Source organism: Pseudomonas sp. IzPS59, from assembly GCF_014863505.1.
GTDB classification, from domain to species: domain Bacteria; phylum Pseudomonadota; class Gammaproteobacteria; order Pseudomonadales; family Pseudomonadaceae; genus Aquipseudomonas; species Aquipseudomonas kribbensis.
Genome location: NZ_CP062251.1, coordinates 471,242 through 486,108 on the forward strand (window position 1 = coordinate 471,242; position 14,867 = coordinate 486,108).

Here is a 14,867-nt window from a genome sequence, read left to right on the forward strand (position 1 = left end):
TGTGCGAAATTTGATTCTTGTAGGACCGATGGGCGCTGGAAAAAGCACCATCGGCCGATTACTGGCCAAAGAGCTGCGCCTGCCGTTCAAGGATTCCGACAAGGAAATTGAACTGCGTACGGGCGCCAATATTCCGTGGATCTTCGACAAGGAAGGCGAGCCCGGTTTTCGTGATCGTGAGCAGGCGATGATCGCCGAGCTGTGCGCGTTCGACGGCGTAGTGCTGGCGACGGGCGGCGGCGCGGTGATGCGCGATGCCAACCGCAAGGCCCTGCACGAGGGCGGGCGGGTGGTGTATCTGCACGCCTCTGTCGAACAGCAGGTCGGCCGCACCTCCCGCGACCGCAATCGCCCGCTGCTGCGCACGGCCAATCCCGAGAAAACCCTGCGCGACCTGCTGGCGATCCGCGATCCGCTTTATCGGGAAATCGCCGATCTGGTGGTGGAAACCGACGAGCGGCCTCCACGCATGGTGGTACTCGACATTCTTGACCGTCTGGCGCAACTTCCACCCCGTTAAAGCGCCGCCCGAAATGCGCTATCCTCGGCGTCCTGTCGAGGGTTGTGGCGGATCGCACGCAAGCGGCGTCACACCTCTCAAGACCGGGGACATCCGATAATTCAAGGCAGGACGCCTGCTTCCATCTTCACTGTGGGGACACATGCAGACACTCAAGGTCGATCTAGGCGAGCGCAGCTACCCGATTCATATTGGCGAAGGACTGTTGGATCAGCCTGAATTGCTGGCTCCGCACATCCATGGACGGCAAGTGGCAATCATCTCCAACGAGACCGTTGCGCCGCTCTATCTCGAGCGTCTGACCCGCAGTCTGTCGCAGTTCTCGGTGGTTTCCGTGGTGCTCCCGGACGGCGAAGCCTTCAAGAACTGGGAAACCCTGCAACTGATCTTCGACGGCCTGCTGACCGCCCGTCATGACCGTCGCACCACGGTTATCGCCCTCGGTGGCGGTGTGATCGGCGACATGGCCGGTTTTGCAGCCGCCTGCTACCAGCGCGGCGTCGATTTCATCCAGATTCCTACCACGCTGCTGTCCCAGGTCGATTCGTCGGTGGGCGGCAAGACCGGGATCAACCATCCGCTGGGCAAGAACATGGTCGGCGCCTTCTACCAGCCGAACGTGGTGCTGATCGATACGGCGTCCCTGAAAACCCTGCCAGCGCGCGAGCTGTCGGCAGGCCTGGCGGAAGTCATCAAGTACGGCCTGATCTGCGACGAGCCGTTCCTGACCTGGCTCGAAGACAACGTCGATGCCCTGCGTGCACTGGACCAGAAAGCCCTGACCTATGCCATCGAGCGTTCCTGCGCCGCCAAGGCGGCGGTGGTCGGCGCCGATGAGAAGGAAACCGGTGTACGCGCCACGCTCAACCTCGGCCACACCTTCGGCCACGCCATCGAAACCCACATGGGCTATGGTGTCTGGTTGCACGGGGAAGCGGTCGCTGCTGGCACGGTAATGGCGATGGAAATGTCCGCGCGCCTCGGCTGGATCAGCGAGCAGGAGCGTGATCGCGGCATTCGTCTGTTCCAGCGTGCCGGCTTGCCGGTGGTTCCGCCGGAAGAAATGACCGAAGCCGATTTTCTCGAACACATGGCAATTGACAAAAAAGTGATCGACGGTCGTCTGCGCCTGGTGCTGCTGCGCCGGATGGGCGAAGCGGTAGTGACCGACGATTATCCGAAAGAGGTTCTACAGGCCACGCTGGGAGCGGATTACCGCGCTCTGGCTCAGCTTAAAGGTTAATAAGATTCCGATGACTAGTTTGCATGCCGACGAGGCGTTCCTCGGCCATTTCCAGTTAAGTCATGACCCTTTCGCTCCACGGGTCCCGGGCTTCAAATTCTTCCCGGCCCAGCGCAAACCGGTGCTGGGTCAACTGCATCACCTGGCGCGTTACAGCCAGTTGCTGCTGGTGGTCACCGGCCCTCAGGGCAGCGGCAAGACGTTGCTGCGCCAGGCGCTGGTGGCGAGCACCAACAAGCAGTCGGTTCAGAGTGTTGTCGTCTCGGCCCGTGGCGCCGGCGATGCAGCCGGTGTGCTGCGTCAGGTCGCCCAGGCGCTGAATGTGGCGCAGGCCGAAGTCGGGGCGATCCTCGATCAAGTGGTGCAACTGGCGCTGACCGGCCAGGAAGTCTACCTGCTGGTGGATGACGCCGAGCAGCTCGACGAGTCCGCCCTCGAAGCCCTGATGGCTTTGGGTGCCGGTGCGCCGGAAGGCCGTCCGCATGTGTTCCTGTTCGGTGAGTCGTCGCTGATCGCCCAGCTCGAGGCCCTGCACCTCGAAGAAGAGCGTTTCCACGTCATCGAATTGCAGCCGTACACCGAAGAAGAAACCCGCGAGTATCTCGACCAGCGGCTCGAAGGTGCCGGCCGTGGTGTCGAACTTTTCACCGCGGATCAGATCTCTGATATTCACGAAAGCTCCGAGGGTTGGCCCGGCAACATCAACCAGGTCGCTCGCGATGCACTGATCGAAGTCATGATTGCCAGCCGCTCTGCGGTGAAGCGTCCAAGTATGGGGTTCAACATGCCGAAGAAACACGTATTGGCGATTTCCGCCGTTGTCGTGGTGGCGGTCGCTGCCGCCTGGCTGATGCCCGGTCGCAACAAGGCGCCGACCACCGGCGCGCCGGCCAATGAACAGGCGCAACTGCCATTGGGCCAGGGTGGTGCGCCGAACGTCGAGTTCGCCGGTAACACCCAGCCGATGCCGTTGCCGCTGGTCGGCAATTCGCAACCGGTCATGCGCAAGCCATTGGCCGAAGCGGCCGGCGGGATCACCGAAGGTGACGACGGCGTACCGCTGGAAGGCTCGAGCAATACACCGCCGACCGTGACTACCACCGCGCCACCGGCCGGTGTGCCTGCCGGTCCTGCGCCAACGCCGGTACCGGTCCCTGCGGCCAAGCCGACGCCGGCACCGACCCAGGTTGCCACGGCCAAGCCAGCGCCTGCTCCGGCTGCGCCAGTCGCCAAACCAGCCCCGGCACCTGCCAAGCCTGTCGCTGCGGCCAAACCGGCCGAGAAAGCCGCCGAGAAGCCGGTCACCGTCGCCAAGGCCGCCGGTGGCAGCTGGTACGCAGGTCAAGCCCCGGGCAACTACGTGGTGCAGATCCTCGGCACCAGCTCCGAAGCCGCTGCGCAAAGCTTCGTCAAGGAGCAGGGCGGCGAGTACCGTTATTTCAAGAAAGTCCTCAACGGCAAGCCGCTCTACGTGATCACCTATGGCAGCTTTGCCAATCGTGATGCGGCCGTTTCTGCCATCAAGGCCTTGCCAGCGAAGGTTCAGGCTGGTAAACCTTGGCCTCGCACTGTCGCCAGCGTCCAACAGGAACTGGCAACAACTCGCTGAAGATTCGGCGGCCTTACCCAGGCCGCCTCTCCAAGCACCTCAAAATTTCTACAAGTGCGCGCCGCCCCTACGGGCCGCGTGCCTTGTGGTGTCTGCGTCACAGTAGTCTTTGAGTCGTTGCGGTCAGAATTAAAAAAGTTTTGACTAGCACAGCATATCGCTTTAAACCTTTCACAAATGCGACATAGATTTGCGACATTTCGTCGTCAAATTTGTGAGCGTCTGTGTCGCTGTGTACAATGACCACCCTTTTGCCCCCGCAAAGCCGGCGTACGTTCGGCGCGAGATGCAAGTGGTTGAATTGAAAAGAAATTTGCCTCGAAAAGAGGCAGCCTGGTGAGAAAGTGTCTATGAAAGCAGGTCTGTACCAACCAGATGAATTCAAGGATAACTGCGGTTTCGGCCTGATAGCCCATATGCAGGGCGAACCCAGTCATACCCTATTGCAAACGGCCATCGAGGCCCTGACCTGCATGACCCACCGCGGTGGGATTAATGCCGACGGCAAGACCGGTGACGGTTGCGGTCTGCTGATTCAAAAACCCGACGCCTTCCTGCGCGCCATTGCCCAGGAAACCTTCAGCGTCGAGCTGCCCAAGCAATATGCCGTGGGCATGGTCTTCTTCAACCAGGATCCGGCCAAGGCCGAAGCCGCTCGCGAGAACATGAACCGCGAGATCCTGGCCGAAGGCCTGCAACTGATCGGCTGGCGCAAAGTGCCGATCGACACCAGCGTCCTCGGCCGCCTCGCCCTTGAGCGCCTGCCGCAGATCGAGCAGGTGTACATCGGCGGCGAAGGCCTGAGCGATCAGGACATGGCAGTCAAGCTGTTCAGCGCCCGTCGTCGTTCGTCCGTGGCCAACGCCGCCGACACCGACCACTACATCTGCAGCTTTTCCCACAAGACCATCATCTATAAAGGCCTGATGATGCCGGCCGATCTGGCCGCGTTCTATCCGGACCTGGGTGATCAGCGCCTGCAAACCGCGATCTGCGTGTTCCACCAGCGCTTTTCCACCAACACCCTGCCGAAATGGCCGCTGGCCCAGCCATTCCGCTTCCTCGCCCACAACGGCGAGATCAACACCATCACCGGTAACCGCAACTGGGCCCAGGCCCGTCGCACCAAGTTCACCAACGATCTGATGGATCTGGAAGAACTCGGCCCGCTGGTGAACCGTGTCGGTTCCGACTCTTCGAGCATGGACAACATGCTCGAACTGATGGTCACCGGTGGCATCGACCTGTTCCGTGGCGTGCGGATGATCATTCCGCCAGCGTGGCAGAACGTCGAAACCATGGACCCGGATCTGCGTGCGTTCTATGAATACAACTCGATGCACATGGAGCCGTGGGACGGCCCGGCCGGCGTGGTAATGACCGACGGTCGCTACGCGGTGTGCCTGCTCGACCGTAACGGTCTGCGCCCGGCGCGCTGGGTCACCACCACCAACGGTTTCATCACTGTCGCTTCGGAAATCGGCGTCTGGAACTACCAGCCGCAGGACGTGATCGCCAAGGGCCGTGTCGGTCCTGGCCAGATCCTCGCCGTGGACACCGAAACCGGTCAGATCCTCGACACCGACGCGATCGACAACCGCCTGAAATCCCGTCATCCGTACAAGCAATGGCTGCGCAAGAATGCCCTGCGCATCCAGGCGACCATGGAAGACAACGATCACGGTTCGGCTTTCTACGACGTCGATCAGCTCAAGCAATACATGAAGATGTATCAGGTCACGTTCGAAGAGCGCGATCAGGTACTGCGTCCGCTCGGCGAACAAGGCTACGAAGCCGTTGGCTCGATGGGCGACGACACGCCGATGGCCGTGCTGTCCCAGCGCGTGCGCACGCCGTACGACTATTTCCGTCAGCAGTTCGCGCAGGTGACCAACCCGCCGATCGACCCGCTGCGTGAAGCGATCGTGATGTCGCTGGAAATCTGCCTCGGTGCCGAGCGCAACATCTTCCAGGAATCGCCGGAGCACGCGTCGCGCGTGATCCTCAGCTCGCCGGTCATTTCCCCGGCCAAGTGGCGCTCGCTGATGAACCTCGACCGCCCGGGCTTCGAGCGGCAGATCATCGACCTCAACTACGACGAAAGCGTCGGCCTCGAAGCGGCGATCCGCAACGTCGCCGATCAGGCTGAAGAAGCCGTGCGTGCCGGTCGTACCCAGATCGTCCTGAGCGACCGCCATATCGCCCCGGGCAAACTGCCGATCCACGCCTCGATGGCCACCGGCGCGGTGCACCATCGCCTGACCGAAAAAGGCCTGCGCTGCGACTCCAACATCCTGGTGGAAACCGCCACCGCACGCGATCCGCATCACTTCGCGGTGCTGATCGGTTTCGGCGCCTCGGCGGTCTATCCGTTCCTGGCCTACGAAGTGCTGGGCGACCTGATCCGTACCGGTGAAGTCCTGGGCGACCTCTACGAGGTGTTCAAGAACTACCGCAAAGGCATCACCAAAGGCCTGCTGAAGATCCTGTCGAAGATGGGCATCTCGACCATCGCGTCGTACCGTGGTGCTCAGTTGTTCGAAGCCATCGGTCTGTCCGAAGAAGTCTGCAATCTGAGCTTCCGTGGCGTGCCGAGCCGCATCAAGGGTGCGCGTTTCGTCGACATCGAAGCCGAACAGAAAGCACTGGCCACCGAAGCCTGGAGTCCGCGCAAGCCGATCCAGCAGGGCGGTCTGCTGAAGTTCGTCCACGGTGGCGAATACCACGCGTACAACCCGGATGTGGTCAACACCCTGCAAGCCGCCGTGCAGCAGGGCGACTACGCCAAGTTCAAGGAATACACCGCTCTGGTGGACAACCGTCCGGTGTCGATGATCCGCGACCTGTTCAAGGTCAAGACCCTCGACAAGCCGCTGGACATCAGTGAAGTCGAGCCGCTGGAGTCGGTGCTCAAGCGCTTCGACTCCGCCGGTATCTCGCTGGGCGCCCTGTCGCCGGAAGCTCACGAAGCCCTGGCCGAAGCCATGAACCGCCTCGGTGCGCGTTCCAACTCCGGCGAAGGCGGCGAAGACCCGGCGCGCTACGGCACCATCAAGAGTTCGAAAATCAAACAGGTCGCGACCGGCCGTTTCGGTGTGACCCCGGAATACCTGGTCAACGCCGAAGTGCTGCAGATCAAAGTCGCTCAAGGCGCGAAGCCGGGCGAGGGCGGTCAACTGCCGGGCGGCAAGGTGAACGGGCTGATCGCCAAACTGCGTTACGCAGTGCCGGGCGTGACCCTGATTTCGCCGCCGCCGCACCACGACATCTATTCCATCGAAGACTTGTCGCAGCTGATTTTCGATCTGAAACAGGTCAACCCGAAGGCGCTGGTTTCGGTGAAACTCGTGGCTGAAGCGGGCGTCGGCACCATCGCCGCCGGTGTGGCCAAGGCCTATGCGGACTTGATCACCATCTCCGGCTACGACGGTGGCACCGGTGCTTCGCCGCTGACCTCGATCAAGTACGCCGGTGCACCGTGGGAACTCGGCCTGGCCGAAACCCACCAGACCCTGCGCGGCAACGACCTGCGCGGCAAGGTCCGGGTGCAGACCGACGGCGGCCTGAAAACCGGCCTCGACGTGATCAAGGCAGCCATCCTCGGCGCCGAAAGCTTCGGCTTCGGTACTGCGCCGATGATCGCCCTGGGCTGCAAATACCTGCGTATCTGCCACCTGAACAACTGCGCCACCGGCGTTGCGACTCAGAACGAGAAGCTGCGCAAGGATCACTACATCGGTACCGTCGACATGGTGGTGAACTTCTTCACCTACGTCGCCGAAGAAACCCGTGAGTGGCTGGCCAAGCTCGGCGTGCGCTCCCTCGAAGAGCTGATCGGTCGCACCGATCTGCTGGAAGTCCTCGAAGGCCAGACCGCCAAGCAACATCATCTGGATCTGACTCCGCTGCTGGGCAGCGATCACATCCCGGCGGACAAGCCTCAGTTCTGCGGCGTCGAGCGCAACCCTCCATTCGACCAGGGTCTGCTGGCCGAGAAAATGGTCGAGATGGCGACGGCGGCGATCAACGACCTCAGCGGCGCCGAGTTCGATCTGGACATCTGCAATTGCGACCGTTCGATCGGCGCGCGGATCTCCGGCGAAATCGCGCGCAAGCACGGCAACCAGGGCATGGCCAAGGCGCCGATTACCTTCCGCTTCAAGGGCACTGCGGGTCAGAGTTTCGGCGTGTGGAACGCCGGCGGCCTGAACCTGTACCTGGAAGGCGATGCCAACGACTACGTCGGCAAAGGCATGACCGGCGGCAAACTGGTCATCGTGCCGCCGAAGGGCAGCGTTTATCAGACTCAGAACAGCGCCATCATCGGCAACACCTGCCTGTACGGCGCCACCGGCGGCAAGCTGTTCGCCGCCGGCACCGCGGGCGAGCGTTTCGCCGTGCGCAACTCCGGTGCCCACACCGTCGTGGAAGGCACCGGCGATCACTGCTGCGAGTACATGACCGGTGGTTTTGTCTGCGTCCTGGGCAAGACCGGTTACAACTTCGGCTCTGGCATGACCGGCGGTTTCGCCTACGTGCTCGACCAGGACAACACCTTCGTTGACCGGGTCAACCACGAACTGGTGGAAATCCAGCGGATCAGCGGCGAGGCGATGGAAGCCTATCGCAGCCACCTGCAGAACGTGCTGAACGAGTACGTCGCGGAAACCGACAGCGAGTGGGGTCGTGAACTCGCCGAGAACCTCGATGACTACCTGCGTCGTTTCTGGCTGGTCAAGCCGAAGGCTGCCAACCTGAAGTCGTTGCTTTCCAGCACTCGTGCCAACCCGCAGTGATATGCGCCTGAAGAGTTTGATGAGGTTTTAACAATGGCTGAACGTCTGAATAACGACTTCCAGTTCATCGATGTCGGGCGCAAGGATCCGAAGAAGAAACTGTTGCGTCAACGCAAGAAAGAGTTCGTGGAAATCTACGAACCATTCAAACCCCAGCAGTCGGCCGACCAGGCCCACCGCTGCCTGGGCTGCGGCAACCCGTATTGCGAATGGAAGTGCCCGGTGCACAACTTCATTCCGAACTGGCTGAAGCTGGTGGCCGAGGGCAACATCCTTCAGGCCGCCGAGCTGTCGCACCAGACCAATACCCTGCCGGAAGTCTGCGGCCGGGTGTGCCCGCAGGATCGTCTGTGCGAGGGTGCGTGCACCCTTAACGACGGCTTCGGCGCGGTGACCATCGGTTCGGTCGAGAAGTACATCACCGACACCGCGTTTGCCATGGGCTGGCGCCCGGACATGTCCAAGGTCAAACCGACCGGCAAGCGTGTCGCGATCATCGGCGCGGGCCCGGCGGGCCTCGGTTGTGCCGACGTGCTGGTGCGCGGCGGCGTGACCCCGGTGGTGTTCGACAAGAACCCGGAAATCGGCGGTCTGCTGACCTTCGGCATCCCCGAGTTCAAGCTCGAGAAGACCGTGCTGAGCAATCGCCGCGAAGTCTTCACCGGCATGGGCATCGAATTCCGCCTCAACACCGAGGTCGGCAAGGACGTGACCATGGAGCAACTGCTCGCCGAATACGATGCCGTGTTCATGGGCATGGGCACCTACACCTACATGAAGGGCGGTTTTGCCGGTGAGGATCTGCCGGGCGTTTATGACGCGCTGGACTTCCTGATCGCCAACGTCAATCGCAACCTGGGCTTTGAAAAGTCGCCGGAAGATTTCGTCGACATGAAGGGCAAGAAGGTTGTGGTGCTGGGCGGCGGCGACACGGCGATGGACTGCAACCGCACGTCGATCCGCCAGGGCGCCAAGTCGGTGACCTGCGCCTATCGTCGTGACGAAGCGAACATGCCCGGCTCGCGCAAAGAGGTGAAGAACGCCAAGGAAGAAGGCGTGAAATTCCTCTACAACCGTCAGCCGATCGCGATCGTCGGCGAAGACAAGGTCGAAGGCGTGAAAGTGGTCGAGACCCGTCTCGGCGAACCGGACGCCCGTGGCCGTCGCAGCCCCGAGCCAATCCCGGGTTCCGAAGAGATCATCCCGGCCGACGCCGTGGTCATCGCTTTCGGTTTCCGCCCGAGCCCGGCGCCGTGGTTCGAGCAGTTCGAAATCCAGACCGACAGCCAGGGCCGCGTCGTTGCGCCTGAGCAAGGTCAGTTCAAGCACCAGACCAGCAACCCGAAAATCTTCGCCGGTGGCGACATGGTGCGCGGTTCCGACCTGGTGGTGACGGCGATCTTCGAAGGCCGCAATGCGGCGGAAGGGATACTGGATTACCTGGGCGTCTAACCCGGTTCGAAACTGCACCGCAATACCTGTGGGAGCTGGCTTGCCAGCTCCCACATTGTTTTCAGGGTGTTGCTGAAGTCCGCGAAATCATTGCGACAAATTGACCCGATAGACAAAAGGCTGACCTGCATCCGTGCCTTTTGCGTCGCGCTCTGAGAAAATGCCCGCACTTTTTTTCCGGATGCCGACATGACTGCCCTGAAGAACGACCGTTTCCTCCGCGCCCTGCTCAAGCAACCCGTAGACGTCACCCCTGTGTGGATGATGCGCCAGGCCGGCCGCTACCTGCCGGAATACCGCGCCAGCCGCGCCCAGGCCGGTGATTTCATGAGCCTGTGCATGAATCCGGAATTCGCCTGCGAAGTCACGTTGCAACCTCTCGACCGCTATCCGCAACTGGACGCGGCAATCCTGTTCTCCGACATCCTCACCATTCCCGATGCCATGGGCCAGGGCCTGTACTTCGAGACCGGTGAAGGTCCGCGCTTCAAGAAAGTCGTCAGCACCCTGGCCGACATCGAAGCCCTGCCGATCCCGGATCCGCACAAAGACCTCGGCTACGTGATGGACGCGGTCAGCACCATCCGCCGCGAACTGAACGGCCGCGTGCCGCTGATCGGTTTCTCCGGCAGCCCATGGACCCTCGCCACTTACATGGTCGAAGGCGGCTCGTCGAAAGACTTCCGCAAGACCAAGGCAATGCTTTACGACAACCCGCAAGCCATGCACCTGCTGCTCGACAAACTGGCGCAGTCGGTGACTTCGTACCTGAACGGCCAGATCCAGGCCGGTGCGCAAGCGGTGCAGATCTTCGATACGTGGGGCGGCAACCTGTCGGCGGCGGCGTATCAGGAGTTCTCCCTGGCCTACATGAAGAAAATCGTCAGCGGCCTGATCCGCGAGCACGACGGTCGCAAGGTGCCGGTGATCCTGTTCACCAAGAACGGCGGCCTGTGGCTGGAAAGCATCGCCGACGCCGGTGCCGACGCACTGGGCCTGGACTGGACCTGCGACATCGGTAACGCCCGCGCCCGCGTTGGCGACAAGGTTGCGCTGCAAGGCAACATGGACCCGACCGTGCTCTACGCCAAGCCGGAAGCGATCCGTACTGAAGTGGGCCGCATCCTCGCCAGCTACGGCAAGGGCAGCGGCCACGTGTTCAACCTCGGACACGGCATCACGCCGGAAGTCGATCCGGAACACGCAGGCGCGTTCCTGCGTGCGGTGCACGAGTTGTCGGCGCAGTATCACGAGTGAACATGTTTCAATAAAAAACGCCCGGCTTATGCCGGGCGTTTTTTTGTGGGTTGGAATCAGGCTTTGACGCCACCCAGCGGTGGCAATTTCGCCAGCTTCAACGCCACCAACAGCGCCACCAGCAGCAACGCGCCAATGAACAGGCCAATCCCGTTCCATCCCGCCATGTGCCAGAACACCCCGCCCGCCGTCCCGGCGATGCTCGACCCGGCGTAGTAACTGAACAGGTACAACGACGAGGCCTGGCCCTTGGCCTTGAGCGCTCGGCGGCCGATCCAGCTGCTGGCCACCGAGTGGGCGCCGAAGAAGCCGAAGGTGAAGATCAGCATGCCGATGATCACCAGTGGCAGCGGGGTGAACATCGTCAGGGCGAGGCCGGCGAACATCAGGGCGATGGTGGCCCACAGCACTTTGCGGCGGCCCAGTTTGTCGGCCAGCGAACCGATCTTCGCCGAGCTGTAGATGCCCGACAGATACACCACCGAAAGCAGCCCCACAAACACCTGGTCCAGGTGATATGGCTCGGCGAGCAGGCGGTAGCCGATATAGTTGAACAACGTGACGAACGCGCCCATCAGCACGAACGCCTCAAGGAACAGCAGCGGCAGGCCGGCATCGCGAAAGTGCATGGTGAAGCCGTCGAGCAGGCTGCGCGGATGCAGCGAACGGGAGCGGAAGTTGCGCGACTCCGGCAGGATTTTCCAGAACACCGCCGCCGCGATCAGCGCCAGGCCACCAATCACCAGCATCGCCGTGTGCCAGCTGACGAAGTCGATCAACACGCCGGTGATCAATCGCCCGCTCATCCCGCCAATCGCGTTGCCGCCGATGTACAGGCCCATCGCCAGACCGATGTGCTGCGGGTGGATTTCCTCGCTCAAGTAAGTCATTGCGACCGCCGCCAGACCGCTCAACGACAACCCGATCAATGCACGCATGATCAGCACGCCGTGCCAGCTCGGCATCATCGAACTGGCGATGGTGCACAGCGCCGCGGCGAACAGCGCGGCGACCATCACAGGTTTGCGCCCGACCCGATCGGAAATCGGGCCGGTGATCAGCAGACCGAACGCCAGCATGCCGGTGGCCACCGACAGGATCAGGCTGCTCTGCGCCGCGTTGATCGAATATTCGTGGGACAGCAACGGCATCATCGGCTGCACACAGTAGAGCAGGGCGAAAGTGGCGAAGCCGCCGCTGAACAGCGCGAGCACCGTGCGCATGAACGCGGGCGTGCCTTTCTCGATGTAGATCTCTTGCAGTTCGGTCAGCACATCGTCCGCCGCAGCGGGCGGGACTTCATGGGCCAGTGGAGCGACGGCGGTTTTCACATCAGACCTCGGAGGGCGCGGGCAGGCAGGCAATGAAAAAATCATATAGCTGGCTAATGTTTCTATCCAATATATTGTTCGACCTGTTTGATAGCTTTCACGACCTAATGGGGTTTCCATGGAATTGCGTCACTTGCGCTACTTCATCGCCGTCGCCGAAGAACTGCACTTCGGCCGCGCCGCACAAGTACTGGGCATCTCCCAGCCACCGCTGAGCCAGCAGATTCAGGCGCTGGAACAGGAAGTCGGTGCACGGCTGTTCGAGCGTACCAATCGTCGGGTCGAATTGAGTGAGGCCGGGCGACTGTTTCTGGAAGAGGCGCGGCTGGTACTGGCTCAGGTCGATAAAGCGGCGGACGTGGCGCGTCGTGCACAACTCGGCGAGCTGGGGGAGCTGAAGATTGGCTTCACCTCGTCGGCGCCGTTCAACTCGACCATTCCCCAGGCGATTTTTTCCTTCCGTCAACGCTTCCCGGCCGTGCACCTGAATCTGCGCGAGATGAGCAGCACCATGGTGGCCGACGCGTTGGTGGACGAATCGATCGAGGTCGGCATCATGCGCCCGCTGGGTTTGCCGGATTCGCTGAGCGTGGTCGAGCTGATGCGCGAGCCGCTGGTGGCCGTGCTTAGTTCCAAACATCCGCTGGCGCAGGGCTCTGAAGAGGGGCTGTTCCTCTCGGCGCTGGCCCTCGAACCGTTCGTGTTCTTCCCGCGCAGCTACGGTAGCGGTCTTTACTCGCAACTGATCAGCCTGGCCCGTGACGCTGGTTTCAGCCCGCACTTCGCCCAGGAGGCGGGGGAGGCGATGACGATCATTGGTCTGGTAGCGGCGGGCCTGGGCGTGTCGGTCATGCCAGCGTCGTATCAGCGGATGCGTATCGATGGGGTGGTCTACCGACCGCTGCTCGATCCCGAGGCCGTGACGGCGGTGTGGCTGGTGCAGCGCAAGGATCAGAAATCGCCGATGGCCAAGGCGTTCGTCGAGTTGCTTACACGCAAGGTCGAAGCCGGCTGATCAAGGCAGCCGCACCAGATCGCCCTTCAATGCTACCCGCGTCACAAACACCCCGGCCCGACATTCGTAAGTGTTCAGATCCTTGCGCACATGCTGATCGTAGTAGCTGACGATATTGGTCACCGCATTGGCCCCGACGCGCTTGGCCTGGGCCTGCAGGGCAATCAGGTTCGACTGCAGCACCCACTCGCAGGAGTCGTGATCGCTCTTGTTGAAACCATTGGTCTTCAGATCGCTGACCACACCGCGCTGCAACATCCGCTGAGTCCCCTGAGGTCCATTGCCGATCAGGTAAAACTTCACACTGCCATCCAGCCGCCCGGCCCGAATCGCATCCGACAGCACGGTTTCGAACGGCATGTACATCAGGTTGGTGGCGTGGCTGGCGCTGGGGAGCAGGCTGAAAAGGGCGGCGGCGATCAGGGCTTTCGCTTGCATGGTCATCTCCTTGACGTAACGCGCAGCAAATTACGGGTATGGCGAGTGTAGACGCCGTATATCGGACAGAGAGAAGTCCATGTAGAGTGCGTGTAGCTTAGCGGCTACACTTGCGGCCATGACTGAGATACTTCGAAGCTCCACATTCTCGAGCTGGCTTGTGAAGCTGGCTGATAGTCGCGCCAGGATGCGTATTCAGGTGCGAATTGATCGCATGGCTGATGGGAATTTCGGTGATGTCAAAGCCATTGGCGAAGGGATCAGCGAAGCCCGAATTGACTATGGCCCGGGATATCGGGTCTATTTCATGCAGCAAGGTCGTCAGCTGGTCATCCTCCTTTGCGGTGGAGACAAGAGCAGTCAATCTCGAGACATCAAGCAAGCCAGGCTCATCGCGGAATCCTGGCAGGAGCAAAACCCATGACCGAACAATTCACTCGTTGGGACTCAGCCGAGTACCTCAAGACAGAAGAGGACATGGCCAACTATCTGGACGCCTGTATGGAGGAGGCGGGTGACGACCCGGCTTTTATTGCCAAGGCACTTGGCACTATCGCTCGGGCGCGTGGCATGACCCAGGTCGCGCGCGATGCAGGGCTGTCACGGGAAAGTCTTTATCGCGCACTGTCAGGCGAGGTAAATCCCGAGTTTGGAACGATCCTCAAAGTCATGAAAGCGCTGGGCCTGAAGTTGCACGCCAGCACATGATTTGAACTGAAAGGGCGCCGAAAGGCGCCCTTTGTCGTTTCCGGCGGTTACTGAACCGTCGCCAGATCACCCTTCAACGCAACGCCGGCCATGATCGCGCCCGCGTGGCATTCGTAGTTTTTCGCATCCTTGCGCTCGTTGCTCTTGTAGAAGCTGACGATATTGGTCACGGCATTGGCGCCGGCGTTTTTCGCCGCCTGGTGCAGGCTGATGATCGCCGATTGCACGACCCACTCGCAGGCTTCCTGGTCGGACTTGTTGAAGGCGTTGGTCTTCTTGTTGGTCACCGCGCCAGGGCTGACGACGCTGACTTTGCCGGCCGGGGCATTGCCCGCCAGATAGAACTTCACGCTGCCGTCGATCTTGCCGGTGCGGGTCGCTTCTGCGACCGCTTTGTCGAATGGCAGATAGACCGCCGTGTCACGGGCCTGGCTGACGGCCGGCAAGGCACAGATGAGCAGGGCGGCAGCGAGTTGGTTGAAGCGCATGGAGGTCTCC

Annotated in this window: 12 protein-coding genes; 9 read left to right on the forward strand and 3 right to left on the reverse strand. The window is 61.5% G+C overall.

The window, feature by feature from the left end; genetic code table 11:
• Position 1 precedes the first annotated feature (1 nt).
• The 6 genes from aroK (at position 2) to hemE (ending at position 10,877) form a co-directional block, all read left to right on the forward strand.
• Entirely contained in the window at positions 2 to 520 is a 519-nt protein-coding gene (gene aroK / locus IF189_RS02110) for a shikimate kinase AroK (RefSeq protein WP_011332081.1), read from the forward strand.
• A 142-nt stretch (positions 521 to 662) separates the two neighbouring features.
• Positions 663 to 1,763 (forward strand): 3-dehydroquinate synthase, encoded by a 1,101-nt coding sequence (aroB, locus tag IF189_RS02115; protein ID WP_119429530.1) that lies wholly within the window; start codon positions 663 to 665, stop codon positions 1,761 to 1,763.
• A 10-nt stretch (positions 1,764 to 1,773) separates the two neighbouring features.
• On the forward strand, positions 1,774 to 3,372 hold the full coding sequence (locus tag IF189_RS02120) for an AAA family ATPase (RefSeq protein ID WP_114881134.1): 1,599 nt from the start codon (positions 1,774 to 1,776) through the stop codon (positions 3,370 to 3,372).
• Between the two features lie 350 nt (positions 3,373 to 3,722).
• Positions 3,723 to 8,168 (forward strand): glutamate synthase large subunit, encoded by a 4,446-nt coding sequence (gene gltB, locus IF189_RS02125; protein ID WP_192552748.1) that lies wholly within the window; start codon positions 3,723 to 3,725, stop codon positions 8,166 to 8,168.
• A 33-nt stretch (positions 8,169 to 8,201) separates the two neighbouring features.
• Entirely contained in the window at positions 8,202 to 9,620 is a 1,419-nt protein-coding gene (locus tag IF189_RS02130) for an FAD-dependent oxidoreductase (protein WP_134825220.1), read from the forward strand.
• A 189-nt stretch (positions 9,621 to 9,809) separates the two neighbouring features.
• Positions 9,810 to 10,877 (forward strand): uroporphyrinogen decarboxylase, encoded by a 1,068-nt coding sequence (hemE, locus tag IF189_RS02135; protein ID WP_007952372.1) that lies wholly within the window; start codon positions 9,810 to 9,812, stop codon positions 10,875 to 10,877.
• 56 nt (positions 10,878 to 10,933) lie between these two features.
• Here hemE and IF189_RS02140 read toward each other — a convergent pair whose 3' ends face one another.
• Positions 10,934 to 12,208 carry an MFS transporter gene (locus tag IF189_RS02140; protein ID WP_134825221.1) on the reverse strand — a complete coding sequence of 425 codons (1,275 nt, stop codon included), beginning with the start codon at positions 12,206 to 12,208 and terminating at the stop codon, positions 10,934 to 10,936.
• A 118-nt stretch (positions 12,209 to 12,326) separates the two neighbouring features.
• Here IF189_RS02140 and IF189_RS02145 point away from each other — a divergent pair, with 118 nt between their 5' ends.
• Positions 12,327 to 13,223: a LysR family transcriptional regulator gene (locus tag IF189_RS02145; RefSeq protein WP_039766450.1), complete on the forward strand. Its 897-nt coding sequence runs from the start codon at positions 12,327 to 12,329 to the stop codon at positions 13,221 to 13,223.
• Here IF189_RS02145 and IF189_RS02150 read toward each other — a convergent pair whose 3' ends face one another.
• Positions 13,224 to 13,661, reverse strand: coding sequence for an excinuclease (locus tag IF189_RS02150; RefSeq protein ID WP_085711066.1), 438 nt, complete (start codon positions 13,659 to 13,661; stop codon positions 13,224 to 13,226).
• 118 nt (positions 13,662 to 13,779) lie between these two features.
• Between IF189_RS02150 and IF189_RS02155 the strand changes: the two genes are divergently transcribed.
• Positions 13,780 to 14,085 (forward strand): type II toxin-antitoxin system RelE/ParE family toxin, encoded by a 306-nt coding sequence (locus tag IF189_RS02155; RefSeq protein WP_102620197.1) that lies wholly within the window; start codon positions 13,780 to 13,782, stop codon positions 14,083 to 14,085.
• The gene (locus IF189_RS02160) at positions 14,082 to 14,369 is read left to right on the forward strand and encodes an addiction module antidote protein (protein ID WP_011332089.1); all 288 of its coding nucleotides are present in this window, start codon (positions 14,082 to 14,084) and stop codon (positions 14,367 to 14,369) included. The genes IF189_RS02155 and IF189_RS02160 overlap by 4 nt, the downstream gene beginning before the upstream one ends.
• Before the next feature lie 47 nt (positions 14,370 to 14,416).
• On the opposite strand, the gene IF189_RS02165 is transcribed toward IF189_RS02160, so the two are convergent.
• Positions 14,417 to 14,857 (reverse strand): excinuclease, encoded by a 441-nt coding sequence (locus IF189_RS02165; protein ID WP_119429522.1) that lies wholly within the window; start codon positions 14,855 to 14,857, stop codon positions 14,417 to 14,419.
• Positions 14,858 to 14,867: the final 10 nt, after the last annotated feature.